At 71.5% G+C, this 26456-nt stretch carries 19 protein-coding genes, 3 tRNA genes and 1 pseudogene; 11 read left to right on the top strand and 12 right to left on the bottom strand.

The features are described 5' to 3' along the window. Positions 1–513 (top strand): PP2C family protein-serine/threonine phosphatase (locus ABT245_RS43065; protein WP_351745790.1); only part of this gene is annotated, 513 nt, incomplete at its 5' end. Between the two features lie 170 nt (positions 514–683). After that, entirely contained in the window at positions 684–2120 is a 1437-nt protein-coding gene (locus tag ABT245_RS43070; protein WP_351745792.1) for an acyl-CoA synthetase, read from the top strand. Between the two features lie 188 nt (positions 2121–2308). Here ABT245_RS43070 and ABT245_RS43075 read toward each other — a convergent pair whose 3' ends face one another. Then, complete coding sequence (locus tag ABT245_RS43075) at positions 2309–2626, bottom strand: hypothetical protein (protein ID WP_351745795.1); 318 nt, start codon at positions 2624–2626, stop codon at positions 2309–2311. Between the two features lie 412 nt (positions 2627–3038). Here ABT245_RS43075 and ABT245_RS43080 point away from each other — a divergent pair, with 412 nt between their 5' ends. Together ABT245_RS43080 and ABT245_RS43085 are read left to right on the top strand one after the other, a co-directional pair. Next, positions 3039–4076: a rod shape-determining protein gene (locus ABT245_RS43080; protein ID WP_351745798.1), complete on the top strand. Its 1038-nt coding sequence runs from the start codon at positions 3039–3041 to the stop codon at positions 4074–4076. Positions 4077–4747: 671 nt separating this feature from the next. Next, positions 4748–5275 (top strand): hypothetical protein, encoded by a 528-nt coding sequence (locus ABT245_RS43085; RefSeq protein ID WP_351745801.1) that lies wholly within the window; start codon positions 4748–4750, stop codon positions 5273–5275. 1044 nt (positions 5276–6319) lie between these two features. Here ABT245_RS43085 and ABT245_RS43090 read toward each other — a convergent pair. Further along, positions 6320–6415, bottom strand: a pseudogene (locus tag ABT245_RS43090) (XRE family transcriptional regulator); the annotation flags it as partial. 185 nt (positions 6416–6600) lie between these two features. Here ABT245_RS43090 and ABT245_RS43095 point away from each other — a divergent pair. Next, a complete protein-coding gene (locus ABT245_RS43095; RefSeq protein ID WP_351745803.1) occupies positions 6601–7254 on the top strand; it encodes a class I SAM-dependent methyltransferase in 654 nt (217 codons plus the stop codon). Positions 7255–7508: 254 nt separating this feature from the next. Here the strand turns inward: ABT245_RS43095 and ABT245_RS43100 are convergent. From ABT245_RS43100 to ABT245_RS43110, 3 genes are all read right to left on the bottom strand, one after another. Then, positions 7509–7582 (bottom strand) — tRNA-Ile (locus ABT245_RS43100). Between the two features lie 191 nt (positions 7583–7773). Then, a tRNA-Asn gene (locus ABT245_RS43105) sits at positions 7774–7846 on the bottom strand. Between the two features lie 5 nt (positions 7847–7851). Then, positions 7852–7924 (bottom strand) — tRNA-Asn (locus tag ABT245_RS43110). Positions 7925–8084: 160 nt separating this feature from the next. Between ABT245_RS43110 and ABT245_RS43115 the strand changes: the two genes are divergently transcribed. The 4 genes from ABT245_RS43115 (at position 8085) to ABT245_RS43130 (ending at position 13745) form a co-directional block, all read left to right on the top strand. Then, positions 8085–8390 carry a YtxH domain-containing protein gene (locus ABT245_RS43115; RefSeq protein WP_351745806.1) on the top strand — a complete coding sequence of 102 codons (306 nt, stop codon included), beginning with the start codon at positions 8085–8087 and terminating at the stop codon, positions 8388–8390. Positions 8391–8482: 92 nt separating this feature from the next. Next, positions 8483–9934, top strand: a complete 1452-nt coding sequence (locus tag ABT245_RS43120; RefSeq protein WP_351745808.1) for a xylulokinase — start codon at positions 8483–8485, stop codon at positions 9932–9934. Between the two features lie 149 nt (positions 9935–10083). Further along, on the top strand, positions 10084–11817 hold the full coding sequence (locus ABT245_RS43125; RefSeq protein WP_351745811.1) for an ABC transporter ATP-binding protein: 1734 nt from the start codon (positions 10084–10086) through the stop codon (positions 11815–11817). Further along, the gene (locus tag ABT245_RS43130; RefSeq protein WP_351745814.1) at positions 11817–13745 is read left to right on the top strand and encodes an ABC transporter ATP-binding protein; all 1929 of its coding nucleotides are present in this window, start codon (positions 11817–11819) and stop codon (positions 13743–13745) included. The genes ABT245_RS43125 and ABT245_RS43130 overlap by 1 nt, the downstream gene beginning before the upstream one ends. 49 nt (positions 13746–13794) lie before the next feature. Here ABT245_RS43130 and ABT245_RS43135 read toward each other — a convergent pair whose 3' ends face one another. Further along, entirely contained in the window at positions 13795–15096 is a 1302-nt protein-coding gene (locus ABT245_RS43135; RefSeq protein WP_351745817.1) for an RNA polymerase sigma factor, read from the bottom strand. A gap of 258 nt (positions 15097–15354) precedes the next feature. Here ABT245_RS43135 and ABT245_RS43140 point away from each other — a divergent pair, with 258 nt between their 5' ends. Further along, positions 15355–15579, top strand: a complete 225-nt coding sequence (locus ABT245_RS43140) for a hypothetical protein (RefSeq protein ID WP_351745819.1) — start codon at positions 15355–15357, stop codon at positions 15577–15579. Positions 15580–15582: 3 nt separating this feature from the next. Here ABT245_RS43140 and dnaG read toward each other — a convergent pair whose 3' ends face one another. From dnaG to ABT245_RS43160, 4 genes are all read right to left on the bottom strand, one after another. Then, positions 15583–17490 carry a DNA primase gene (gene dnaG / locus ABT245_RS43145; RefSeq protein WP_351745822.1) on the bottom strand — a complete coding sequence of 636 codons (1908 nt, stop codon included), beginning with the start codon at positions 17488–17490 and terminating at the stop codon, positions 15583–15585. 193 nt (positions 17491–17683) lie between these two features. Beyond that, on the bottom strand, positions 17684–18946 hold the full coding sequence (locus ABT245_RS43150; RefSeq protein ID WP_351745825.1) for an NAD(P)/FAD-dependent oxidoreductase: 1263 nt from the start codon (positions 18944–18946) through the stop codon (positions 17684–17686). 135 nt (positions 18947–19081) lie between these two features. Then, the gene (locus ABT245_RS43155; RefSeq protein WP_351745827.1) at positions 19082–20353 is read right to left on the bottom strand and encodes a deoxyguanosinetriphosphate triphosphohydrolase; all 1272 of its coding nucleotides are present in this window, start codon (positions 20351–20353) and stop codon (positions 19082–19084) included. A gap of 289 nt (positions 20354–20642) precedes the next feature. Beyond that, the gene (locus ABT245_RS43160; protein WP_351745830.1) at positions 20643–21512 is read right to left on the bottom strand and encodes a sirohydrochlorin chelatase; all 870 of its coding nucleotides are present in this window, start codon (positions 21510–21512) and stop codon (positions 20643–20645) included. Between the two features lie 802 nt (positions 21513–22314). On the opposite strand from ABT245_RS43160, the gene ABT245_RS43165 reads away from it, so the two are divergent. After that, a complete protein-coding gene (locus ABT245_RS43165; RefSeq protein ID WP_351745833.1) occupies positions 22315–22992 on the top strand; it encodes a SanA/YdcF family protein in 678 nt (225 codons plus the stop codon). Positions 22993–23155: 163 nt separating this feature from the next. Here ABT245_RS43165 and ABT245_RS43170 read toward each other — a convergent pair whose 3' ends face one another. Together ABT245_RS43170 and ABT245_RS43175 are read right to left on the bottom strand one after the other, a co-directional pair. Continuing rightward, positions 23156–26074, bottom strand: a complete 2919-nt coding sequence (locus ABT245_RS43170; RefSeq protein WP_351745836.1) for a SpoIIE family protein phosphatase — start codon at positions 26072–26074, stop codon at positions 23156–23158. Positions 26075–26336: 262 nt separating this feature from the next. Then, positions 26337–26432, bottom strand: coding sequence for an LPXTG cell wall anchor domain-containing protein (locus ABT245_RS43175; protein ID WP_351745839.1), 96 nt, complete (start codon positions 26430–26432; stop codon positions 26337–26339). Positions 26433–26456: the final 24 nt, after the last annotated feature.

A 26456-nucleotide genomic window follows, 5' to 3' on the forward strand; every position in this document is an offset into this window, starting at 1 on the left:
GCCGGCAGCGCGGCCGGCGGCACGGCCGGCAGCGCGGCCGGCGGCACGGCCGGCAGCGCGGCGGAGGTCGGCACCACGCTGACCGCGCTGCTGCTGACGGGTTCACGGCTGGCCCTGGTGCACATCGGGGACTCGCGCGCCTATCTGCTGCGCGACGGCCGCCTGTTCCGGATCACCCACGACCACACCGTGGTCCAGTCGCTGCTCGACGAGGGCCGGCTGGCCCCGGAGGAGGCCACCACGCACCCGCAGCGCGCCCTGCTCCTGAAGTCGCTCGGCGGTGACGCGAGCACCCCCGACCTGAAGCTGCGTGACGCGCTGCCCGGCGACCGGTATCTGCTGTGCTCCGACGGCCTGTCCGGGGTCGTGACGGACGACCGGATCGCGCAGGTGCTGTCCACGGCCGCGGCCCCCGACGCGGCGGTCGGCGCCCTGATCGGCGAGGCGAACGCCGCCGGCGGCCCGGACAACGTCAGCTGCGTGGTCGCCGACGTGGTCGAGACGGCGGCCTGAGCCCGCCACAGCCCGCCACCGCGTTCCGCTGCTCCCGCACGGTCTGTGCCTTCGCCGGCGGTCCGATCCTCCACCGTCGGTGGTCCGATCCTCTACCGTCGGTGATACAGGAGTACAGGAGCGTGCGGAGCGCTGTGGCGGTGCTCCCCGACGGGTAAGGAGTGCGCCGCGTGTCCCTTCTCTTTCCGGCCCTGGTGGGCGGTCCGGGCGAGCGCGTCGCCCTGCGGTTCGGTGAACGGTCGCTGACGTACGCGGAACTGGGCGCCGCCGCGGGCGCCGTGGCCGCCCAGGTCCGGGGCGCGGGCCGGGTCGCCGTATGGGCGACGCCGGAGCCGGAGACGGCCGTCGGCGTGGTGGGCGCCCTGCTCGCCGGGGTGGCCGCCGTACCGCTCAACCCGAAGTCCGGCAAGGGCGAACTCGCCCACATCCTCTCCGACAGTTCGCCCTCCCTGGTGCTGGCCGCGCCCGGCGCCCGGCTCCCGGCACCGGCGGCCCGGCCGCCCCGGCTCGACGTGGACGCGCACGGCGGCGGCGAGGTCCCCGAGGACAGCGCGGCGGACGGCGACCCCGCGCTGATCGTCTACACCTCCGGCACCACCGGCCCGCCCAAGGGCGCGGTGCTGCCCCGCCGCGCGCTCACCGCCACCCTGGACGCGCTGGCCGACGCCTGGCGGTGGACCGCGGACGACGTCCTGGTGCACGGGCTGCCGCTGTTCCATGTGCACGGGCTGGTGCTGGGTGTCCTCGGCCCGCTGCGGCGCGGCGGCTCGGTGCGGCACCTGGGGCGGTTCGGCACCGAGGGCGTGACCCGGGAGCTGAACGACGGCGCGACCATGCTCTTCGGGGTTCCGACCATGTACCACCGCATCGCCGAGGCGCTGCCCGAGGACCCCGGGCTGGCCAAGGCGCTGGGCCGGGCCCGGCTGCTGGTCTCCGGCTCGGCCGCGCTGCCGGTGCACGACCACGAGCGGATCACGGCCGCGACCGGGCAGCGGGTGATCGAGCGGTACGGCATGACGGAGACCCTCATGAACACGAGCGTGCGGGTCGACGGTGAGCCCCGCGCGGGCACGGTCGGAGTGCCGCTGCCGGGCGTGGAGCTGCGGCTGGTGGAGGAGGACGGCACGGTCCTCGCCGCCTACGACGGGGAGAGCATCGGCGAGATCCAGGTACGCGGCCCGAACCTGTTCACCGAGTACCTCAACCGGCCCGACGCCACCGCCGCCGCCTTCACCGCGGACGGCTGGTTCCGCACCGGCGACATGGCGGTGCGCGAGGCCGACGGCTATGTCCGCATCGTCGGCCGGAAGGCCACCGACCTGATCAAGAGCGGGGGTTACAAGATCGGCGCCGGGGAGATCGAGAACGCGCTGCTGGAACATCCGGGGGTGAGCGAGGCGGCCGTCACCGGGGAGCCGGACGCGGACCTGGGCGAGCGGATCGTGGCATGGATCGTGCCCGTGGATGCCCAGTCCCCGCCCGGAGCCGAGGAGTTGGCCGACCATGTGGCCCGCCGCCTGGCCCCGCACAAGCGCCCGCGCGTCGTCCACCATCTGACCGCGCTCCCCCGCAACGACCTGGGCAAGATCATGAAACGCGCGCTCTAACGCTCCGCTGAGAGAGCCGGACCACGGCACCGCCGTCCCGCGAGACGCTCCGCTGAGAGAGCCGGACCACGGCACCGCCGTCCCCCGAGACGCTCCGCTGGGAGAGCCGGACCACGGCACCGTCTTCGGCCGCAGCGCCGTCGTGGCTGGTCGCGCAGTTCCCCGCGCCCCTTTGGTGCACGATGCCGTCAGGTCACCCCCGCTGCGCGCGGTGACACGTGGGTGGCATCGCCGGGCGCGGTCAGCGCGCCGTGCCCGGCGGCCCCGCGGTCGGCGGTGCGCCCGACCCGCTGCCGGTACGCGCCGTCGTCGTACGACACATCGAGCGTGCCGCCGCCGAGCCTGCCGGTGCCGCCGCGACCGCCACGTACCCGGCGCCGGGGCGCACCGGCACCCGGCCGCCGCGTACCCGGCCCGCGAGGCAGGGCCCGCCAACGGCCCGAACCCGCGCCCTGCACCTGCACCCCCACCTGCACCCCCACCCAGACCACAGGGCCGGAGCCCACCGACCGCCCCTCACCGGTGCCACCCGACCGGGCCACACCACCCACCCCGGACGCGCGCCCCCCACCGACCCGGCACCACGCCTCCACCCACCACAGGGCCCACGCCGCCCGTCTCCCTCCCCTCCCTCCCTCGCGTCACCCGATCGGCGCAACGCCACCCTCTCGGTCTAGCCGCCTTCTCCGCCTAGCCACTCTCTCGGCCTAGCCGCCTTCTCCGCCTAGCCACTCTCTCGGCCTAGCCACCCGGTGCCGGTCTGCCCGCGGGCAGCGTGTTGCCGGGGCGTTGCGCGTTGCCGGGGGTACCCCGATCGGCCCCTTTCCGGAGGCGTCGGGCGCGTCGGCGGCGGAGGATACGTAAGAGGCCCGCCAACCGGCGGCACCGCCACGGCCTGCGCACTCGGGAGGATCTGCCGTGACCGTCAGTCTGGAGCAGTTGCGCCGCTGCCACTTCGCCGTCGATCTGGGCGCGGCCCGCACCCGCGTCTATGTGAAGGGCGTCGGCCTCGTCGTGGACCAGCCGTCGGCCGCCGCGGTGAACACCCGCACCGGCGCGCTCATCGCCGTGGGCGAGCTGGCGGAGCGGATGACGGGACGCACCCCCGGTTACATCCGCGTCGTGCGGCCCGTGTCCGGCGGCACCGTCGTCGACATCGAGATGGCGCAGCGGATGCTGCGCCATCTTCTCGGCGACAAGATCCGCCGCGCGCTGCGCCGCAAGGCGCGGCTGCGCGCCGCCGCCTGCACCCCGCACGACGCCGATCCGCTGGCCCAGCGGGCGACGATCGAGACGCTCGCCGGCCTCGGCGCCCGCCGCGTCGAACTCGTGGACACCCTGATCGCCGCCGCCGTCGGCTGCGGTCTGCCCGTGGAACGCGCCCAGGGCACGATGATCGTCGTATGCGGTGCCGCCGCCACCCAGGTCGCCGTCCTGTCGCTCGGCTCGATCGTCACCGCCGAACGGATCCCGGTCGGCGGTGAGGCCGTCGACCATGCGATCGTTCAACATCTGCGGCACGCACACGAGTTGGTGCTGCCCAGCCAGTCCGTACGACCGCTGCAACTGGCCCTGTCCGGCAACGGCCTGACCCCGCACGGCCCGGTGTCCACGATGATCCACGGCCGGGACGTGGCCACCGGTCTCGCGCGCAGTGTGCAGATCGACACCGCCGCCGTGCGCGAGGCCATCCACACCCCGCTGACGGCCGTACTCGACGGCATCGGCAAGGTGCTGCGGGACTGCCCGCCCGACCTGGTCGCCGACCTCGCCGACGTCGGGATCGTCATGGTCGGCGGCTCCGCGCTGCTGCCCGGCCTGGACCAGATGCTGCGGGAGGCGACCGGGATGCCGGTGAACATCGCCGAACGGCCCGACGTGTGCGCCGTCCAGGGCATCGGCGCGATGCTGGAGGGCAAGATCGAGCCGCTGGTCCTGAACCCGCTGGCCGCCTGAGCCGTGACCGCGCCGCGGCCGTATGCCCGATGTCCCCTGCCCCGCCTGCCGTCCTTGCCGTCCCTGCCGCCGACCGTGCTCGGCATGGGCTCCGAACCGACGTGGCGAGCGCTCCGGCCAACTGCCCCTCGCCGACAAGCATGTACGGGGAAACGGACGGTGCCGGGCGCACGACGGTGACGTGGCAGTCACCGCTTCGAAGCGCCGGGTCACACCGTTCAGTACGGCAGGATCCGCCCCGAAGGGGTCCTGCGGTCGATCTCCTGGCCGCGGGGGGCGGCGGGCCGGCGGCTGACACGAACACGGATCCGGCGGTCCATGGCGCCCTCCTCATGCTTCCCAGTGCCTCGTCCTGATCGTCCTGCCCAGCCCGGCCCGTGCCCAAGCCCGTCGGGCCCGAGATCGAGGTGCGGGCGGGGAGCACGGCGCGCACTCCGGGTGCGGAGGACGGCGCGGCCGACGGGAAAAACCCGGGGACGACCGCGCCGTATCACCGGGGTGTCCGCCATGCCCCTGCACTCCACGTGGGAGGCGCAGGATGCATCAACTCGCCCACGGCTCCCGCCCCCCGACCCCGTCAGCCACCCGGCACGGTCACAACACGGCCACAGCACCCGCACAACACCACCACCCGGCGGATGATGCCCCCTCAGCACCTACTGGGGGGAACCATGAAGATCCGTACTGCCCTGTGCGCTGCCCTGCTCGCGCTCACCGCCCTCACGGCCGGATGCGGCAGCGGCGAGACGGAAGCCGGCCCCGAAGCCTGCAAGGCGGCGCTGAAGGAGCAGGCGTCCAAGGCCGCGAAGAACGACGAAGAAGACGGCAGGCCCGCCGAGTGCGACGGCCTCGACAACACGACACTGCGGCGCCTGACCGGCGAAGTCATCACGGAGTGGATGAAGAGCGACGAGGCCGACAAGATCGCCGACGACGCCCTGAAGGACGCCTTCGGCGACGGCATCCCGGTCTCCGAACTTTCCGCGCCCACCACCACTGAGCCCACGCCGACCGCAGTCACCGGCGTCTTTGCCGCATGCCGGGCCTGGCTCGAACAGACACTCCGCGACTCCACCGACGAAGGCGCCGGCACCACCGAGCCCGGCGCGTGCGGCACCCTGACCGACGACGAGATGCACCAGGCCGTCGAGCAGATCATCGACGACCTCATCGCCGAAGGCGTCACCACGGCGCCCTGACCGCCGCGAAGAGGGCAAGGGCACCGGCACCGCAGGCGCACAACGAAGCCCCAGCCAGGAGACCCGGCTGGGGCTCGTCCGTCACAGCGTCACTCACAAAGTGAGCCGCGAACCACCGCCCGCAGACGGGGCGTTGCCAGGCTCAGCAGTACCGGGCTTCTGCCCTTGCGAACCCGGCACTGTAGCCACTGGACCAACCGCGGATGTAGTCGCCCGCTCTGCTGAACCCGTGCCCGTACTGCCGGCCGCGCTCCATCTTGCAGTCGTCCCTGGCGTCCGAGTACCCGGTCCGGAAGCCGGCCTGGAAGCCCCTCCGGTAGTCCTCCACACTGGAAACCGCTGCTGACGCCTTGGTGGGAGTCTGGCTGGGCGTGACCGCCACCGCCTGCTGGAGACCAACCGGTGCGAAGGCGAGGAGCAGAGCCGACGCTGAAACGATGGATCGCTTCGAATAGTTACCGATCATGACCACACCCCTTTGCTATTGCTGGTCATTTCGGTGTTTCCAGCCTACTCGGACATATAGGGCATGCAACTCGTCGCCCACCAGGAACACCCGACGGCGAACCCCAACCTCACACCACAGCCACACCACCCACGCACAGCCCCCACGCACGATGCATGACACTCCGTCAGCACCCAACCGCGCACCGCCTGCTCGCCCTCACAGCCACCTCACCGGTGGCGCCCGTGGCCGACAACCCCCGCAACGGGCGCACCTGTCGCCGCCCCGTCGACCGGCTCCGCACCCAACCCCTCCCCTGCTGGCTGCGAAGTGCCGCTGTTCGAAGGGGCGGCAGCCTCCTCGACCGGCCAACGCCCACGCCCCGCACCGCCGGTGCGACAGCGCCCGTGCCGGAAAGGACATCGCCGACCACGAATCGCGAAACCGGTCCCGGCAACACACGGTGTGGCGAGCGATGCGCGGCACGGCCGTCTCCGGAACGGCCGACGGCGCGCTTGCTCAGCACCTCCTCCGCCGACCATCGCGGCCCCGCTCCTGCTTCGGCAGAGGCGGGGCCGCTTTCGGACGTTCAGGGGTGGTCATTCCTCCGGCGGTCGGTCGTAGGCGGCGAGCGTCGCCTTCGCCGTTGACGCGTCCTGAAAGACCAGCTCCCACGGCCCGGTGTTCACGTCGAACCCGGCGACTTCCTGAAGAGCCGGGGCTGGGCGATCGACGAGGAACTGTGGGCCATCGACGGCGCGGACTGCTCCCCGTGCGACGACAAGGTCCCCGACAGCCACTGACCCCGCTACAGTCGCCCCCGCCCTCACAGCTCCCCGAGGGCGGGGCTCCCGCATCCTGACGACCGAAGGAACACGCTGTGCCCGTACCGCACGACATCGCCGCCGAGACCGAACTGTGGGACGCCTACGCCGAGTCGGCGTTCAAGGACGACGCCGAGCCGTCGTTCTGCTGGACCCAGTACGCCGGCCACGGCCCCGGCCCGGAACTCCTGGGCGCCCCGGAGTCCGTGCTGGAGGTCGGCTGCGGCACCGGCCGCGCCCTCGCCCACCTCGCGCAGCAGTGCGTCAAGGCGACCGGCGTGGACCTGTCGCCGCGCATGGTGCAGCGCGCGGGCGAGAAGTGGGCGCCGCTCGGCGTGCGGATCGAGCAGGGGGAGATCCTGGACTGGCTCGCCACCCACGAGGGCCGCTACGACGCGGTGTACTCGATCTTCGGCGCGGCCTGGTTCACCGACCCGTCCCGCCTCTTCCCCCTTATCCGCGAGCACCTGGCGCCCGGCGGTGTCTTCGTCTTCTCCCAGCCGCCGGCCATCCCCGGCGCCTACGGCCCGCAGGGCATGCACAAGGGCGGCTTCGCCGGGAAGGCGATGTTCACCTACCGGTACAGCTACCGGCCCGCCATGTGGGAACGGCTTCTGCTCAGGGCCGGATTCGCCACCGCCGGGGCGACCGAGGTGGATGCCCCGAAGGCCGGGCACATCGGCACCCTCATGGTTCAGGCCCGCGCCTGAAGTCTCGACGGGCCCCGACGGGACGCCGACCCGGCCTGGGCCTCTTCATGCCAGACGCCCGGGGAGGCCGCCGCTCGCCCATTGGAGGGGTGCTCCCGCGACACGGCGGCGAGTTGCTTGGGGAGCCCCGGCCGTCGTGATCGTCTACGTCTCGGTTGGGCTTCGGCTGAGCTGACGATCTTCAGAGACGATGAAAGCCCCTCCGGCACGGAGGGGCCGACGCTCTGCCGCAGGTGAAAACGTTCCTGCCTCGGTGGGGCGGGTGGGACTCGAACCCACGGCCGACGGATTATGAGTCCGCTGCTCTAACCGGCTGAGCTACCGCCCCATAGCGGCGTGTCGCGTACAAGTGTGCGCGCCGTCTGCCGCAGCATAGCCGCTCATACGATCTCCTGCCTCGGATGGTCGGCTCCACATGACCTTGAGGACTCCGCCCCGTGCCCGGCGGTTCCCGGGATTCGGCGCGGACATGAAACGCGGACATGAAAAAGGACCCCTACGGGGTCCTCGTTCAGCATGCTCCCCCGACTGGACTCGAACCAGTAACCTGCCGGTTAACAGCCGGCTGCTCTGCCAATTGAGCTACGGAGGACCGAGCTCCCCCGACTGGACTCGAACCAGTAACCTGCCGGTTAACAGCCGGCTGCTCTGCCAATTGAGCTACGGAGGAATGCCTCATCGCATCGAACGTACCTCCCTGGGTATCCGCCAGGGGGCGCGCGCTCGCTGCGACACATACATTAGCGCAAGCAGGGGGGTGCTCCGCCAATCGGTACTCTCCCCGTGCCGATGTCGTACCAGCAGACCTACGCAAGGAAAGGGTGGCCGTCATGCGCTACCGGCTCACGTTCGTCGCCGGACTCGCCCTGGGCTACGTACTGGGCACGAGGGCCGGACGCGAGCGTTACGAGCAGCTGAAGAAGTCCGCTCTGCAGTTCGCGCAGAACCCGGCCGTCCGCAACACCGCCGAGACGGCGGCCCAGCAGGGGCGGCGGTTCGCGGGGCGGGCGCTGCACACCGTGAGCGACAAGGTGGGTGACCGCATGCCCGACTCGGTGGCCCACCGGGTGCGCACCCTGCGGGAGCGCGCCGCCGGCGGCTCCGGCGAGGACGAGTGGGGGACCAGCCCCAGGTAGTCGGCCGCTTCCCGGGTGCCCGGCCGGGCACCCGGGAAGCGATGCACCGCCCACGGCCAAAGCAGACGCCGCGATACGGCAGAATTTCGGTCATGGGGATAGTCGCCGGGTTGGACAGCTCGCCCGATTTCACTCGCATCGTCGTCTGCGACACGGACACGGGGGCCGTGCTCCGGCAGGGCTATGCGCCGCACCCCGTGGAGAGTCCCGGCGGCGGGCGTCCCTCCGACATCGACCCGCAGGCCTGGCTGCTGTCCCTGGGGGAGGCGGCCGGCGGCGGGTTGCTCGAGGGCGTACAGGCGATCGGCGTCTCCGCGCAGCAGAACGCTTTGATCCCGCTCGACGCGCAGGGCAACACGGTGCGTCCGGCGCTGGTGGGCGGCGACAAGCGGGCGCAGGTCGCGGCGGCCGATCTGATCGACGCGCTCGGCGGGCGGGAGGCGTGGGCGCAGGCGGTGGGCTGTGTGCCGCAGGCCGCCCATCCGGTGACCAAGCTGCGCTGGCTCGCCCGCAGCGAACCCGAGAACGCGCTGCGCACGGCCCTGCTGCTACAGGCCCATGACTGGCTGGTGTGGCAGTTGCTCGGCCGGCCGGTGCGGCGGACCACCGACCGGGGCGGGGCCTCAGGGACCGGGTACTGGTCGGCGGCCACCGGCGGCTGGCGGCCCGATCTGATCGAGCTGGCGCTCGGTCACCAGGCCGTGCTGCCCGAGGTGATCGGCCCGGCGGACGCGGCCGGTACGACGCCGGAGGGGCTGCTGATCTCCGCCGGGACCGGGGAGACGATGGCCGCCGCCTTCGGGCTCGGTATCGGTCTCGGGGACGCCGTGGTGTCGCTGGGCGCCTCGGGCTCGGTGATGGCGGTCCATCCGGAGGCACTGACCGACCAGTCCGGGATGATCACCTCGCTCGCCGACGCCACCGGCCTGCACCTGCCGGTCGTCACCACCCTGAACGCCGTACGGGTCCTGCGCGGCACCGCCGAACTGCTCGGCCTGCCCGATCTGGAGGGGCTGTCCGAGCTGGCGATGAAGTCGACGCCGGGGTCGCACGGTCTGGTGCTGCTGCCCTATCTGGAGGGCGAGCGGACCCCGAACCTGCCGCACACCGCGGGAACCCTGGCGGGGCTGCGGCGCGAGTCGATGAAGGCGGAGCATCTGGCGCGGGCCGCCTTCGAGGGGATGCTGTGCGCTCTCGCGGACGCGCTGGACGTGCTGCGCGGGCGGGGCGTGGAGGTGCGCCGGGTCTTCCTGCTGGGTCCGGCGGCCGAGCTGCCCGCGGTGCAGGCGGCGGCGCCCTCGCTGTTCGGCGCGCAGGTCGTCGTGCCGCAGCCCGCCGACTACGCCGCGGTCGGCGCCGCCCGGCAGGCCGCGTGGGCGCTGGGTGTCTCGCAGGGCTCGCTCGACCCGCGTACCCCGCCCGCCTGGCAGGGCGCGGCGGCGCAGGTGCTGGAGCCGGGGGACGATCTGGCCGTGGGGCAGGCGGTGCGCCAGCAGTTCGTGTCGGTACGGGAGCAGACCCACCCCGGGGCCTTCCAGGCATAGCGGACATTGTTTGCATGCCGTTCCCGTACCGGACCGGCGGCGGATCCGCTTTCGGGTTAATCGGTTGAGGTAACACGGGTGGAGTGTCCGACGATAGGGGCCAAGGGCGTACCGACCAGCCCCCACTCGCCGACTCGAAGAGACCCAGCGTGCTCATACGACTTCTGCGGACCTGTCTCAGGCCCTACAAGAAACCCATAGTTCTCCTGGTGCTGCTGCAACTCCTGCAGACGAGCGCCACTCTTTATCTGCCCACGCTCAACGCGGACATCATCGACAACGGCGTCGTGAAGGGTGACACGGGTTACATCCTGTCCTTCGGCGCGCTGATGATCGGCATCTCCCTCGCCCAGGTCGTGTGCAACATCGGTGCCGTGTACTACGGCGCGAAGACCGCGTCGGCGCTCGGCCGGGACGTGCGGGCCGCCGTCTTCGACCGGGTGCAGTCCTTCTCCGCACGTGAGGTGGGCCACTTCGGGGCGCCCTCGCTGATCACCCGTACGACCAATGACGTGCAGCAGATCCAGATGCTGGTCCTGATGACGTTCACGCTGATGGTGTCCGCGCCCATCATGTGCGTGGGCGGCATCATCCTCGCCCTCGGCCTGGACGTCCCGCTGTCCACGGTACTGGTCGCGGTCGTACCGGTGCTGGGCATCAGCGTGACGCTGATCGTGCGTCGGCTGCGTCCGCTGTTCCGGTCCATGCAGGAGCGGCTGGACACGGTGAACCGGGTACTGCGCGAGCAGATCACCGGCAACCGGGTCATCCGCGCCTTCGTGCGGGACACCTACGAGCAGGACCGGTTCCGCAAGGCCAACGGTGACCTGACCGACATGCAGCTGGCCACCGGGCAGATGCTCGCGCTGATGTTCCCGATCGTGATGACCGTGGTGAACGTCTCCTCGATCGCGGTCGTGTGGTTCGGCGCCCACCGCATCGACAGCGGCGAGATGGCGATCGGCGACCTGACCGCGTTCCTCGCCTATCTGATGCAGATCGTGATGTCCGTGATGATGGCCACCTTCATGTTCATGATGGTGCCGCGCGCGGAGGTGTGCGCCGAGCGCATCCAGGAGGTGCTGGAGACCGAGTCGTCCGTGGTGCCGCCGACCGCGCCGGTCACGGAGCTGCGCCGGCACGGGCATCTGGAGATCCGCGGGGCCGGCTTCCGTTACCCGGGCGCCGAGGAGCCGGTGCTGAGGTCCGTCGACCTGGTGGCCCGGCCGGGCGAGACGACCGCCGTGATCGGCTCCACGGGCAGCGGCAAGTCGACGCTGCTCGGGCTGGTGCCGCGGCTGTTCGACGCCACCGAGGGCGAGGTGCTCGTGGACGGCGTGTCCGTGGGAAGCGTCGATCCGGCCCTGCTCGCCAGGACGGTCGGCCTGGTGCCGCAGAAGCCGTATCTGTTCGCCGGCACCGTCGCCACCAACCTGCGCTACGGCAATCCGGACGCCAGCGACGAGGAGCTGTGGCAGGCGCTGGAGGTGGCGCAGGCCAAGGAGTTCGTGCAGCGGCTGGAGGGCGGCCTGGACGCGCCGATCGCGCAGGGCGGCACCAATGTCTCCGGCGGTCAGCGCCAGCGGCTGGCCATCGCCCGTACGCTCGTCCAGCGCCCGGAGATCTATCTCTTCGACGACTCCTTCTCCGCTCTGGACTACGCCACCGACGCCGCCCTGCGCGGCGCGCTCGCCCGGGAGACCGCCGAGGCCACCGTGGTGATCGTCGCCCAGCGGGTGGCGACCATCCGGGACGCCGACCGGATCGTGGTGCTGGACGAGGGCCGGGTCGTCGGCACCGGCCGCCACAACGAGCTGATGGCCGGCAACGAGACCTACCGGGAGATCGTGCTCTCCCAGCTCACGGAAGCGGAGGCTGCCTGATGGCCGGTCCCATGGGACGCATGATGGGCGGGGCCGGCCCGGACCAGCGGTCGATGGAGTTCACGAAGTCGAGCAAGCGGCTCATCGCCCAGTTCCGGCCCGAGCGCCTCACGATCTACGCCCTGCTGCTGTGTGTGGTCGTGAGCGTGGGCCTCAGCGTGATCGGCCCGAAGATCCTCGGCAGGGCCACCGACCTGGTGTTCGCGGGCATCATCGGCCGCCAGATGCCGGCCGGGGCCACCAAGGAGCAGGTGCTCCGGTCCATGCGTGAGCGGGGCGAGGGCGCCGTCGCGGACATGCTGAAGAGCACCGACTTCACCCCGGGCCGGGGCATCGACTTCGGCGCCGTCGGCAATGTCCTGCTGTTCGCGCTGGGCACCTTCCTGGTGGCCGGTCTGCTGATGGCGGTGGCGACCCGGCTGGTGAACCGGTCCGTCAACCGCACGATGTACCGGATGCGCGAGGACGTGCAGACGAAGCTGTCGCGGCTGCCGCTGTCGTACTTCGACAAGCGGCAGCGCGGCGAGGTGCTGTCCCGGGCCACCAACGACATCGACAACATCGGGCAGACGCTCCAGCAGTCGATGGGGCAGCTGATCAACTCGCTGCTCACCATCATCGGCGTGCTGGCGATGATGTTCTGGGTGTCGTGGCTGCTGGCGCTGGTCGCGCTCGTCACCGTGCCGTTGTCGTTCGTCGTCGCCACCCGGGTCGGCAAGCGCTCCCAGCCGCACTTCGTGCAGCAGTGGCGCTCGACCGGCAAACTGAACGCGCACGTCGAGGAGATGTACACCGGGCACACCCTGGTGAAGGTGTTCGGCCGGCAGGAGGAGTCGGCGCGGCAGTTCGCCGAGCAGAACGAGGCGTTGTACGACGCGGGGTTCAAGGCGCAGTTCAACAGCGGGATCATGCAGCCGCTGATGATGTTCGTCTCGAACCTCAACTACGTACTGGTGGCGGTCGTCGGCGGTCTGCGGGTCGCCTCGGGCTCGCTGTCCATCGGTGATGTGCAGGCCTTCATCCAGTACTCACGGCAGTTCTCGATGCCGCTGACCCAGGTCGCCTCGATGGCGAACCTGGTGCAGTCGGGTGTCGCCTCGGCCGAGCGGGTCTTCGAACTCCTGGACGCGGAGGAGCAGGAGGCGGATCCGGTGCCCGGCGAGCGGCCCGACGAGCTGCGCGGCCGGGTGGCGCTGGAGGGTGTGTCCTTCCGTTACGACCCGGACAAGCCGCTGATCGAGGACCTGTCGCTGAAGGTCGAGCCCGGCCACACGGTCGCGATCGTCGGCCCGACCGGTGCGGGCAAGACCACGCTGGTCAATCTGCTCATGCGGTTCTACGACGTGTCCGGCGGGCGTATCACCCTGGACGGCGTCGACATCGCGCGGATGTCCCGGGACGAACTGCGCTCCGGCATCGGCATGGTGCTCCAGGACACCTGGCTGTTCGGCGGCACGATCGCGGAGAACATCGCCTACGGCGCCGCCCGCGAGGTCACCCGGGGCGAGATCGAGGAGGCGGCGCGGGCGGCCCACGCCGACCGGTTCATCCGCACCCTGCCGGACGGCTACGACACGGTGATCGACGACGAGGGCACGGGGGTCAGCGCCGGTGAGAAGCAACTCATCACCATCGCGCGGGCGTTCCTGTCCGACCCGGTGATCCTGGTGCTCGACGAGGCGACCAGCTCCGTCGACACCCGCACCGAGGTGCTGATCCAGAAGGCGATGGCGAAGCTCCAGCACGGCCGGACGTCGTTCGTCATCGCCCACCGGCTCTCCACCATCCGGGACGCGGACACCATCCTCGTCATGGAGAACGGTTCGATCGTCGAACAGGGCGCGCACGCCGAGCTGCTGGCGGCCGACGGTGCCTACGCCCGGCTCTACAAGGCGCAGTTCGCCCAGGCGGTCGCCGAACTCGACTGACCCCATGCGACCGCACCGGGGCCGCTCGCCGTGCGGCGGGTGGCCCCCGTCAGTCGAGGTAGCCGCGTAGTTGGTCGGCGAAGGCGTGGTCGCGGAGTTTGTTGAGGGTCTTGGACTCGATCTGGCGGATCCGTTCCCGGGTGACGCCGAAGATGCGCCCGATCTCCTCCAGGGTGCGGGGCCGCCCGTCGGCCAGCCCGTAGCGGAGCTGGACGACCTTGCGTTCGCGCTCCCCCAGCGTCGACAGCACCGCCTCCAGGTGCTCCCTGAGCAGCAGGAAGGCGGCGGACTCCACGGGGCTCGCGGCGTCGCCGTCCTCGATGAGGTCGCCGAGGGCGACGTCGTCCTCCTCGCCGACCGGCGCATGCAGCGACACCGGCTCCTGGGCGAGCCGCAGCACCTCCCCGACCCGCTCGGGCGGCAGGTCGAGATGGGCGGCGACCTCTTCCGGGGTGGGTTCGTGGCCGCGCTCCTGGAGCATGCGGCGCTGCACCCGGACGACCCGGTTGATGAGTTCCACGACGTGCACGGGCACCCGGATGGTGCGGGCCTGGTCGGCGAGCGCGCGGGACATGGCCTGCCGGATCCACCAGGTGGCGTACGTGGAGAACTTGTAGCCGCGGGCGTAGTCGAACTTCTCCACGGCCCGGATCAGACCGAGGTTGCCCTCCTGCACGAGGTCCAGCATGGTCAGTCCGCGACCGACGTACCGTTTGGCCACGGAGACCACGAGGCGCAGGTTGGCCTCGATGAGCCGGCGCTTGGCCATCCGGCCCAGCACGACCAGCCGGTCCAGGTCGTGGGCGAGCCGGCTGTCCAGGTCGGGGGTGCTGCCCAGCTTCTCCTCGGCGAAGAGTCCGGCCTCGACCCGGCGGGCGAGTTCGACTTCGTCCGCCGCGGTGAGCAGCGGGATACGGCCGATCTCGCGCAGGTACTGGCGGAACAGGTCCGAGATGGGGCCGCCGGTCTCGGCGCGCGCGGCGGGCGGTTCGGCGGGCTCCGGTGCCTCGGCGGCGAACGCCTGGGCGGGCGGCTCTGCGGGCCCGGCCGGGCCGTCCGGCTCCGTCTCGGGGTGCAGCGCTGCGCGGCTCTGCGGGGGCACGGCCACGATGACGCCGTTCCCGGCATCCGGCGTGTCCGGCGCGTCCGTCGTACTGACGTCGGTCTGGGCGAGGGTCTGGGTCTGCACGGGGGCGACCTCCAGGATGATCGCTGCCCGGGTGTGCGGCAGCGGTACGTCGGGGGCGGAATCGACGGCCTCGCCGCTGTCCGTCCCGTACGAGATGAGCGGAACCGCGGGGATGTGGGACCCGTGGGGGACGGATCTGCCGCGCTCCGAGGACTCAGGCACCGCACCCCAGTGTGGGGTACGACACATCACCGCCACGAGGGTCGTGCGATGAATTTTTGCGTCCGTTCCGTGACCGGCCGATTACTCAGCTCGTTTGACCATCGGACTGACAAACGGGGACACTGGGACCCGCTGAGCTAGGGCAGGATGAGGGCATGGGCGAGATCGAGGAACTGCGCGGCGGCTGGAGGCGCAGATGCACGACGTGGTGAGCAACAGGCCGCGACGCGGCACCTCGCCGTGAACTCGGATCGCGACGTGGCCGCGCTACAGGAGCAGCGGCGGGCCGATGTCCAGTTGATGCAGGCTCTGCGGCAGACGCAGTTGGAGCACAGCAAGACGCTCACGGCGCACTCCAAGACACTCGCAGAGCACAGCAAGTTGCTCGGTGCTCTGGTGTCCGGGCAGGTAGCGATGATGGAACAGATCGGGGCCGTCGCCGGCCATCTCGGTGTCGAACCGCCCGAGTCGCCGCAGGGCTGAGGGTCACAGCGCTGCCGCGCCGTGCACCTTCAGGGCCTGGTCGTACTGCTGGAGGACCCACAGTTCGTTGCGGGCGGCGGCCAGTTGGGCGGGGTCGCCGCCCGCCTCCAGACGGCGGACGGTGATCTGGATCTCCTGGATCCGCCGCTCCACGGCCCGGCGGCGGACGGTCACGAGCTGCTCACCCGCATAGGTCTCGTCGACCGTGCGGCGCATGATGGCCTCGACGGCCAGTTCCGTGACCATCGCGCGTACGGTGTCGTCCGGGGCCGCCTCCCGCACACGGACCAGGAACTCCTGCGGGTCCTGTACGCCGTACTCGGCGCCGCCCGCCTCCATGACGGCCTCGCGGACGGCCGCGTACGGGGCGGCGGTGAACTCGTCGACGCCGTACGCGTCGAACGTCGGAAAGACCAACTCCGGGCGCTGAAGGGCGAGTTTCAGCAGCTCGCGTTCCGTCGCGTACACCGGGTTGCGGAGGTTGAGGGCGGGTCCTGAGCCGGTCCGGCGGGGGGCCGCCGCCTCGTACTGCTGCGGGCCACGGGCCGGCGCCGGGGCCCGCCCGCCGCCACCGCGCTCGCGCGCCCAACGCGCCAGCTGCGCCACCCGCTTGACCACGAACTGGGTGTCCAGGATGCCGAGCAGCCCGGCCAGTTCGACCGCGACCTCGTGCTGCGCGCCGCTGTTCTTGATGCGGGCGACGACGGGCGCGGCCTCGTCCAGGGCGGCGGCGCGGCCCGCCGGCGTGTCCAGGTCGTAGCGGCCGACGATCTGGCGCAGCGCGAACTCGAAGAGCGGGGTGCGGGGTTCGGCCAGGTCGGCCACCGCCTCGTCGCCCTTGGCCAGGCGCAGCTCGCAGGGGTCCATGCCGTCCGGCGCGATGGCGATGTATGTCTCGGCGGCGAACTTCTGGTCGTCCTCGAAGGCGCGCAGCGCGGCCTTCTGGCCCGCAGCGTCCCCGTCGAATGTGAAGATCACCCGCGCCGAGCCGTTGTCCATCAGCAGCCGGCGCAGGATCTTGATGTGGTCGCCGCCGAAGGCCGTACCGCAGGTGGCGATGGCCGTGGTGACCCCGGCCAGATGACAGGCCATCACATCGGTGTAGCCCTCGACGACCACCGCGCGGCTGCTCTTGGCGATCTCCTTCTTCGCCAGGTCGATGCCGTAGAGGACCTGGCTCTTCCGGTAGATCGCCGTATCGGGGGTGTTGAGGTACTTGGGGCCGTTGTCCGCCTCGTACAGCTTGCGCGCGCCGAAGCCGACGACCTCGCCTCCGATGTCCCGGATCGGCCACATCAGCCGGCCCCGGAACCGGTCGATGGGGCCGCGGCGGCCCTCCTGGGAGAGACCGGAGAGGACCAGTTCCTTGTCGGTGAAGCCCTTGCCGCGCAGATAGCGGGTGAGGTGGTCCCAGCCCTGGGGGCTGTAGCCGACGCCGAAGTGCACGGCCGCCGCCTGGTCGAAGCCGCGCTCGGCGAGGAAGATCCGGCCGGTCTCGGCCTCGGGGCTGGTGGCGAGCTGTTCCGCGTACCACTGTGCGGCGATCTTGTGGGCCTCGACCAGGCGGATCCGCTCGCCGCGCTGGTGCGCCGGGTTGTATCCGCCCTCCTCGTAGCGCAGGGTGATGCCCGCCTGGGCGGCGAGGCGTTCGACCGCCTCCGAGAAGGAGAGGTGGTCGACCTTCATCACGAACGTGATGGTGTCGCCGCCCTCCTGGCAGCCGAAGCAGTGGAAGAGTCCCTTGCTCGGGCTGACCTGGAAGGACGGCGACTTCTCGTCGTGGAAGGGGCACAGGCCCTTGAGGTTGCCACCGCCGGCGTTGCGCAGCTGGAGGTACTCGGACACCACGGCGTCGATCGGGACCGCGTCCCGTACCGCCTTCACGTCCTCGTCATTGATCCGTCCTGCCACGAGGTGATTCTACGGGGACGGCAGCACCCCGAAGGGGCGCGGGGAACTGCGCGAGAAGACCCGCACCCGCCGGGCAGCGCCCCGAAGACTGAAGGGGCGCGGGGAACTGCGCGACCAGCCACAACGACGCCGCACCCGCGAGACAACCGAACCCGGCAGACGCCTTAAGTGTTCTGTCCACCTAGGCAGACGCTCAAGCCAGCGCAGCCAACGGCACATGCGGGTCCGCCAAGCGCTCCGTGTCCACCCGGGCCCCGGAGCGGATCAGCTGCTGGATGGGGCCTGTGACATCCCACACGTTCACATTCATCCCGGCGAGCACCCTCCCCTCCTTCACCCAGAACGCGATGAACTCCCGCCTGCCCGCGTCCCCGCGGATCACGACCTGGTCGTACGAGCCGGGCGGCGCCCAGCCGCTGTACTCCATCCCCAGGTCGTACTGGTCGGTGAAGAAGTAGGGCACGCGGTCGTAGACCTCGTCCCTGCCGAGCATCGCGCGGGCCGCGGCGGGGCCGCCGTTGAGAGCGTTGGCCCAGTGCTCCACCCGCAGCCGGGTGCCGAACAGCGCGAGCGGGTAGGACGCCACGTCACCGGCCGCGTAGATGTCGGGGTCGGAGGTGCGCAGCCGCTCGTCCACCACGATGCCGCCGCCGTGTGCCCGGTCGGCGACCGCCAGGCCCGCCGACTCGGCCAGCGCGGTGCGCGGGGCCGCGCCGATCGCGGCGAGGACGTCGTGCGCCGGGTGCTCCTCGCCGTCGTCGGTGCGGGCGGCGAGGACCATGCCGTCCTGGCCGACGATCTCGGTCAGGCGCACGCCGAAGCGGAAGCGGACCCCGTGTTCCCGGTGCAGTTCGGCGAAGAGGTTGCCCAGTTCGGGGCCGAGGACGCCGTACAGCGGGGTCGGCGAGGTCTGTACGACGGTGACCTCGGCGCCGTACTGGCGGGCCGCCGCCGCGACCTCGAGGCCGATCCAGCCGGCGCCCGCGATCACGAGGTGGCCGTTGTCCCGGCCGAGCGCGGCGAGCACCCCCTTGAGCCGCTCCGCGTGGGCGATACGGCGCAGGTGGTGGACGCCCGCGAGGCCGGTGCCGGGGATGTCGAGGCGGCGGGGCTCGGCGCCGGTGGCGAGGAGCAGCTTGTCGTAGTGGACGAGGGTGCCGTCCTCGCCGAAGCGTACGGTCTTCGCGGCGCGGTCGATCGCGTCGACCGTCTGGCCGAGGTGCAGTTCGACGTCGTTCTGCGCGTACCAGGCGGGTTCGTGCACGAAGACGCTGTCGCGCTCCTCCTTGCCGAGCAGATAGCCCTTGGACAGCGGTGGACGCTCGTAGGGGCGGTCTCGTTCGTCGCAGATCAGTATCACCCGGCCGGTGAAGCCCTCCGACCGGAGCGTCTCGGCCGCCTTGGCCCCGGCCAGGCCCCCTCCGACGATGACGAATGTCTGGTCCGCGTCGACCACTTGATGCCTCCTCGTAAACGTGCCGCCAGATGCGAGCCTCCCGCACGGAGCGTGGCGCGGGAAGGGGGAGTGACCCGATCAGGCCACGGAGGGTCACGTCCGTGTCACATACGTCACATCAGTCTCATGCGTCGGTCACGTCCGTCCCGTCAGGCGCGCGTGCAACGAGCGCGCGGAGGCGTCGGTGAGCGAGGCGATCTGGTCGACGATCACACGCTTGCGGGCGCTGTCGTCCGCCGCCGTCCCGAACAGGGCGCGGAACTGCGGGTCCAGGCCGTCGGGGACCCGCGCGGTCAGCGCCTCGGCCAGTTCGGCGACGACGACACGCTGGTCGGCGCGCAGCCGCTCCTGCTCGGCGCGCTGCATCACATACCGGTCGGCGACCGCCTTGAGGACCGCGCACTCCATCCGGGTCTGCCGGGGTACGACGAGTTCGGCGCCGTACCGGGTCAGCCGCCCGTTGCCGTGGGCCGCCCGGGTGGCGCCCTCGGCGGCCAGGCAGAACCGGCCGATGAGCTGGCTGGTGGCGTCCTTGAGGCGGGCCTGGGCGACCGCGGTGCCGTCGTAGCCGTGCGGCCACCACTCCTGGCCCTGGAGCCGGTCTAGGGCGGCGGCCAGTTCGGCGTGGTCGGTGTCCGCGGGCGCGTACCGGCCGACGGCGACCTCGAACACCGACCGGCGCTCCGGGCCGGCCCGCAGAGCGCCGGGGTCGATATGGCCGGCGTGCAGGCCGTCCTCGACGTCGTGCACCGAGTACGCCACGTCGTCGGACCAGTCCATGACCTGGGCCTCGAAACAGGTGCGGGTGCCGGGGCTCTCCTTGCGGACCCAGTCGAAGACCGGCCGGTCGTCCTCGTACACCCCGAACTTGGGCGAGGCGGGGTCGCGGGGGTGGGCGCCGCGCGGCCAGGGGTACTTGGTCGCCGCGTCGAGGACCGCGCGGGTGAGGTTCAGCCCGACGGAGCCCTCCGGAGTGAAGCGTTTCGGTTCGATGCGGGTGAGGAGTCTGAGGGACTGGGCGTTGCCCTCGAAGCCGCCGCAGTCCCGCGCGAACTCGTTGAGCGCCTGTTCCCCGTTGTGCCCGAACGGCGGGTGGCCCAGGTCGTGGGAGAGGCAGGCCGCCTCGACCAGATCGGGGTCGCAGCCGAGTGCGGCGCCCAGTTCCCGGCCGACCTGGGCGCACTCCAGGGAGTGGGTGAGCCGGGTGCGCGGGCTGGCGTCCCAGGCCGGGCCCATGGTGCCGGGCGTCACCACCTGGGTCTTGCCGGCCAGGCGGCGCAGCGCCGCGGAGTGCAGCACGCGCGCGCGGTCGCGCTGGAACGCGGTGCGGCCGGGGCGCTTGTCGGGTTCGGGTGCCCAGCGGTCGGCCGACGCCGGGTCGTAGCCGGCAGGGGGTGCGGGTGCCATGTCTAGACGGTAAGCGGCGACCGGCACATTCGGGCGCCGACCGAGCACCCGCGCGTCCACCGGGAGGCGTCGGGGCGCGGGGTGCCAGGGGGTTCCATGGGCGCCGCTCCGTGCCCTCCCCCCGGGGCGTCGCGCCTACAGTGCCGCGTACGACGCGTCCGGGCGTGCGGGGACACGGGGTTCATGGGCGCCGCCCCGTGTCCTTCCGGGTCTTGCGGCTACGGTGTCGCGTGCGACGTCGGGTGGTCTCCCGGGTTGTGCGCCTAGCGTGTCGCGGCCGCCGCTGGTGTCACGCCGACGTCAGTTCGGGTGCGGCGCTCGTCGGGGTCGCCAGTGTCTGGTCGTAACGGTGCAGGACCAGGTGGGCCAGCGCGGGGTGGGCGCCCAGCGGGGCGGACGCGATCCAGGGGGCCTGTTCGGCGCACTGGGTGGCGAACCGGCCCGGGGCCGTGAAGCAGGAGGCCACCGCGATCCGGTGCCGGCCGCGGTCGGCCAGCGCGCGCAGGGCCGCGGGCACGGTCGGAGTCGCGGCGGACGCGTAGGCGGGGACGACGGGCACGCCCAGGCGGTCGGCGAGGAGGCGGGCCGTACGGCGGGTGTCGGCCGCCGAGTCGGCGTCCCGGGAACCTGCGGCGGCGAGCACGATCCCACTGCCGCGGCGGGCGGCCTCGGTCGTCCGGATGCGCCAGCCGGCCTCGATGAGCCGGGCGCACAGGGTGTCCACGAGCAGCGGGTGCGGGCCGAGCGGGGCGGCCACGCGCGCGTGCGGGGCCGCGGCGGCGACCGCCTCCGGGATGTCGCGCTTGACGTGGTGGCCGCGGCTGAGCAGCAGCGGGACGAGTACCGCGGGGGCGCCGCCGAGACCGGCGAGGGTGTCGGGAAGCAGCGGCTCGTTCAGCTCGATGTGGCCGAGCCTGACCGGCACGGCGGGACGCAGCCGCCGTATCCGCTCCATGAGCGCGCGTACGGTGTGCAGCGCGCGCGGGTCGCGGCTGCCGTGCGCCACGAGGACCAGGGCGGGCGGGCCGGGGCGGCGGCTGCCGTCGAGCGCGATGTGGCCGAGCCGACGGGCCAGTTGACTGCTGATGCTGTGCATGAGGTGCGCCGTGCTGTCGAGGCGGATACGGGACTCGTCGCGAGGGTGGTTCGACGCCGTCATGCACAGATCCTGACGGCAGCAGGTTGCGTACCCGTTGCCTGCCGGTCACGGCCGTTTTCCGGCAGATCACACCCCCGGGCCGCACGCCGTGAGGGGAAGCCGACCCGCAGTTCTGTTATCGGACCGTTATCCACGATGTGAACGGAGAGCATCGTTCCGGGAGTGCCGACACCGCTCCACCCCTGGTGAATCTCGCACCCGAAGGTACCGGATCCCACAGATGCCCGATCCCGGATCATAAATCACCTTTCACGCATAAATGACGCGGCGAAATGCAGGTTTCAAACAATCACCCACCGAAACGGTTGCATGAGCGCGTGTAACGTTTTGAAAACAATCCTTCATTTCCGGTGAATTTGCCGACCCTTGAAAACCCTCGAAGCTGCGTGTTGACTGAGTGCGGCGTCGTTATGCGCACCTTCGCGGGGGGAGAGACGAATAGCCACCTTGGAATGCCGCAAGGGGTTTGCAGCAATGGCTGCATCGCCTGATGCCGTCCCCGTTCAGATTCCGCCATTCGGGTCGCTGCGCCGACGCCGCGATAGCGATGACTTTCGCGCTCGCGGAATGTTCCGCTCCATCCCCGCCGAACCCGGCTGCACCCCGCGCGTGCGCTGAGCCGCGCTCGGGGGCTGCCGTTCACACTCCCCTCGCCCGCCGTCGTTCACGCGAAGGGCGGGGGCGGCGGGAGTTCGCCCGCGCGCCGTGAGGCGAACCGGACCACCGCGCGCCGCGTCCTTCAGAGCGGGAAGCGACCGGGGCGAGGCCACCCGGGAGACCCGGGGAGAATCGGGGGCACCGCATGAGGATCCGTCGACCGCGTCTGCCGCGCACCCGGGCCGGGCAGCGGCGGCTGGTGCGGGGCGTGGTGGCCGGGTGCGTGCTGGCGCTGTCACCGGCGACCTGGCTGCACCTGTCCACGGCCGACCGGCTGCGCGGCACCGCGGACGCGCCGCGCGCCGAGGTCGCGGTCGTCTTCGGGGCCGGCCTGTGGAACGGCGAGCCGTCGCCGTACCTCGCGCACCGGCTGGACGAGGCGACGCGGCTGTACCGGGCGGGCCGGATCGAGGTCGTCCTCGTCACCGGCGACAACAGCCGGGAGGACTACGACGAGCCGGACGCGATGCGCGCGTACCTGACGCGGCACGGCGTGCCTGGCGGGCGCATCGTCAGCGACTACGCGGGCTTCGACACCTGGGACTCCTGCGTCCGGGCGAAGAAGATCTTCGGCGTCGACCGGGCCGTGCTGATCAGCCAGGACTTCCACATCCGGCGCGCGGTGGCGCTGTGCGAGGCGGCGGGCATCGACTCCTACGGCGTCGGCGTGGCCGACAAGCGCGATGTCACCTGGTACTACGGCGGCGTCCGCGAGATCTTCGCGGCCAGCAAGGCGGCCCTGGAAACGACGCTCCGCCCGAACCCCCACTTCCTCGGCCCGAAGGAAGCGGGAGTACGCGAGGCACTGGCGAGCGGGCGGTGACGGACGTGGAAGAGCAGGGCGTCGCCAAGGGCCGGGCCCTGGGATGGTGCCGGTGCGGCGGCGGATGAGGAGGAAGCCGCCAGGGCTGCGGCGGCTGCGCCGCCGAGGGCCGGGTTGATGACCGGGGCGTTCATGAGCGGGCGCCCGCTGTGCGTCAAGTTTGCTACTCCTCCTCCCCGAAGTCCGCGGTCGGGTCCACGTCGAATCCGTCCGTGCTCGGGAACATCAGCTCCAGGGCATCGGACGACTGGTTCCCGCGGCGGTCCGGGCCGGGCAGGGCCTGCTCGGTCCAGATGCACTTTCCTTTCGCCGTGTAGCGGCTGCCCCAGCGTTGCGAGAGCGCCGTGATCAGTTGCAGCCCGCGGCCGCCTTCGTCGGTGTCAGCGGCGCGGCGCATACGGGGCATCGTGAGGCTGCCGTCGAAGACCTCGCAGATCAGCTCGGCTCCGTGCAGCAGACGCAGGCTGACCGGGCCCTTGGCGTGGCGTACGACGTTGCCCACCAGTTCGCTGGCCAGCAGTTCCGTGGTGAATGTCAGGTCGTCAAGGCCCCAGGCGGAAAGTTGCTCACGGACGTGGCGGCGGGCCAGGCCGGCCGCCTTCGGGTCCTCGGTGAGCGGCCAGGAGGCCATCCTGTCCGGGTCCATGGCGTGGAGGCGGGCGACGAGGAGCGCTGTGTCGTCGGCCGCTTGGTGCTCGGCGGGGAGCAGGCCGGCCGTCAGAGTGTCGCAGAGGCGCTCCAGATCCGCGTCGCCGCCGTCCTTGTGGGCGGTACGCAGGAGCCGGGCCAGGTCCGCCATGCCCGCGTCGATGTCGCGTTTCGCCGACTCGACGAGGCCGTCGGTGTAGAGCACGACCAGGGTCCCTTCGGGCAGCGTCAGCTCGACCGTCTGGAACGGCGGCTCGGCCGCACCTAGAGGCGGGTCGGCGCCCAGTTCCAGGAACCGCACGGTGCCGTCGGGGTGTACCAGGGCCGGGGGCGGGTGCCCGGCGTGGGTGATGGAGCAGACCTGGGTGGTGGAGTCGTAGAGCGCGTACAGGCAGGTCACATACGACTCCTCGCCCATGCCGCCGACGATTTCGTTGAGGTGCCCCATGATTTCGTCGGGGGGCAGTTCGAGGGCGGCCAGGGTGTGGACGGCCGTGCGCAGGCGGCCCATGGCGGCCGCCTCGGGCAGGCCGTGGCCCATGACGTCACCGACGACGAGGGCGACCTGGCCGCTGGAGAGCGGGATGACGTCGTACCAGTCACCGCCCACGTCCATGCCCTGCCCGGCGGGGAGGTAACGGGCGGCGGTCACGCATGCGGGCAGATCGGGCAGGCCGGTGGGAAGCAGGCTGCGCTGGAGTTCGCGGGACCGGATGCGCTCGGCGTCGTAGAGCCGGGCCCGCTCCAGGGCCTGCGCGACCAGGGCGCTGATCGTGGTCAGCAAGGAGCGCTCGTCGTCGCTGAGCCGATGCGGACGGTCCCAGGACACCACGCACACACCGAAGGTGTGACCGGACGCCGTCAGCGGCAGGAACGCCCAGGCCTGCTTGTGGGCGATGCCGGGCAGGTCGCCGTGATCGGACGAGTACGCGGCGTATTCCTGCGGCGAGGACAGGAACGCCGGTGCTCCGGACCGGATCACATTCCAGGACGGGCTGGTGCCCGCTGTGCTGCGGCTGTTCAGGAGTTTGAGGAAGTCGTCCGCGTAGCCGACGGCTCCGACACCGATGAGCCGCTTTCCTTCGATGACCTGCACCATGAGTCCGACGGCGTCGAACGGTGGCAGCACCCACTGCGCGACCGCGTCCACCACGTCCTGCGAGGTCGTCGCCTTGGCGAGCGCCGCGGTCAGCTCCGTGATCTGGGCCGCTCGCTCGGACGCGGCACGCTCGGCCGCCCGGCGCTCCTCCTCCATACGCAGTTTCTCGGTGACGTCCGTCAGGTAGAGGACGCAGCCCACGGGCCCCGGGACCAGCCGCAGCCGGTAGCGACGCCCCGTGTCCGGCAGGCGTACATCAAAGCTGGCGGGCTGCTCCTCGGCGGCGGCCTTCCGACAGCGACGCTCCAGGCCCTTGATCCACCGTGCGGCGGGCAACTCCCACAGCACACGCCCGAAGAGTTCCTCCTGGGAGAAACCCAGCACATGTTCCGCTTCCAGATTGGTGAAGATGATGCGCCATTCGGCGTCCACCGCCAGGAAACCGTCGCTCATCTGGCGAAGGGCCCGGCTGAGGGCGTCCCGAGCGGAAGGCGACTCGCTGCTCTCCCATCGCACGCCGACCATCCGGAACGGCCGGCCCTGGTCGTCGTACGTGGGCAGACCGCGGGCCCGCGACCAGCCGTACGTGCCGTCCAGCCGCCGTACCCGGTAAGCGGCCTCGTACACCGAGTGGTCGCGGATCGCCCGCTGCGCCTCCGCCAGTGTGGGTGCCAGGTCGTCGGGGTGGAGGACGTGCATCCAGTTCTGGATCTCTACGGTGTAATCGGCCGGTCTGCTGCCGTAGAACTCCATCATCGCGGCGTCCCAGATCAGCTCACCGGTCTGGAGGTTCCAGTCCCACCAAGCGACCCTGAGCCCGGGCACTCCCTGCCAGGGCTGCTCACTGTCGAGTTCCTGCGGCGCGGATTCGACCATCTTCGGAGCCTGCGACATGCGCTCCTCGGCCCATGCGACGACGGTCCGGAGGAAGTCCCAGTGCTCCGGGGTGGGCTCGCTCCGGTCGCCTGTCAGAACGGTGAGGGTGCCCACGATCCGGCCCCCGCCGGACACCGGCAGGGCGGCCAGGCCTGTGCCGGGCCCTGGGGCGTCGGCGGCTTCGCCGGGGGGCAGCGGCAGCCAGACACCGGTGCCTCGGCGCAGGGCACGCGCCGGGGGGAGCGGGCTCTGCTGGTCGATGAGTTCCCAGGAGCGGGTGAGGGCGGGCGGCAGACCGACGGCCGACGCCAGGCACAACACGGATGTGGGACCACAGAGATGGATCATTCCGCCCAGAGCGCGCAGCTCACCCACGGCGTGCTGGAGTGCCAGCCGGAAGATTTCGCTCTCCGGGACACCGAGAGCCACCGTACTGAGCAAAGTCAGTCGCGGGTTCACACCGCAAACTTTACGCTCGGCCCCGGCGCCCGGGCGCCCCGGAAGCCGGGGCCCGGCGAGTGCTCCGGGGCCCCGCGTGGCCTGCGTACTCCCCGTGCGGTCAGGTGAGGGCTCCTGAGGTGGGCGCCATCGGCACGATGGAGGCGGCGCACCGGTCGGCGCCGGGCCGGCGGCGGGGTGACGCGGCGGAAACGGCCGGCCCCTCCCCGTGGTGTCGGGGAGGGACCGGCCGGTGTGTCCGGAGAGGTGCTGCCGGGGCGGGCTAGAGAACGCCTCCCGCGCTGTTCCGGCGGCGGCGGATGAGGAGGAAGCCGCCGAGGGCTGCGGCGGCGGCTGCGCCGCCGAGGGCCGGGTTGATGACCGGGACCGCGGGGACCTCGGT

It is taken from the genome of Streptomyces sp. NPDC001508, from assembly GCF_040298665.1.
Lineage (GTDB): Bacteria > Actinomycetota > Actinomycetes > Streptomycetales > Streptomycetaceae > Streptomyces.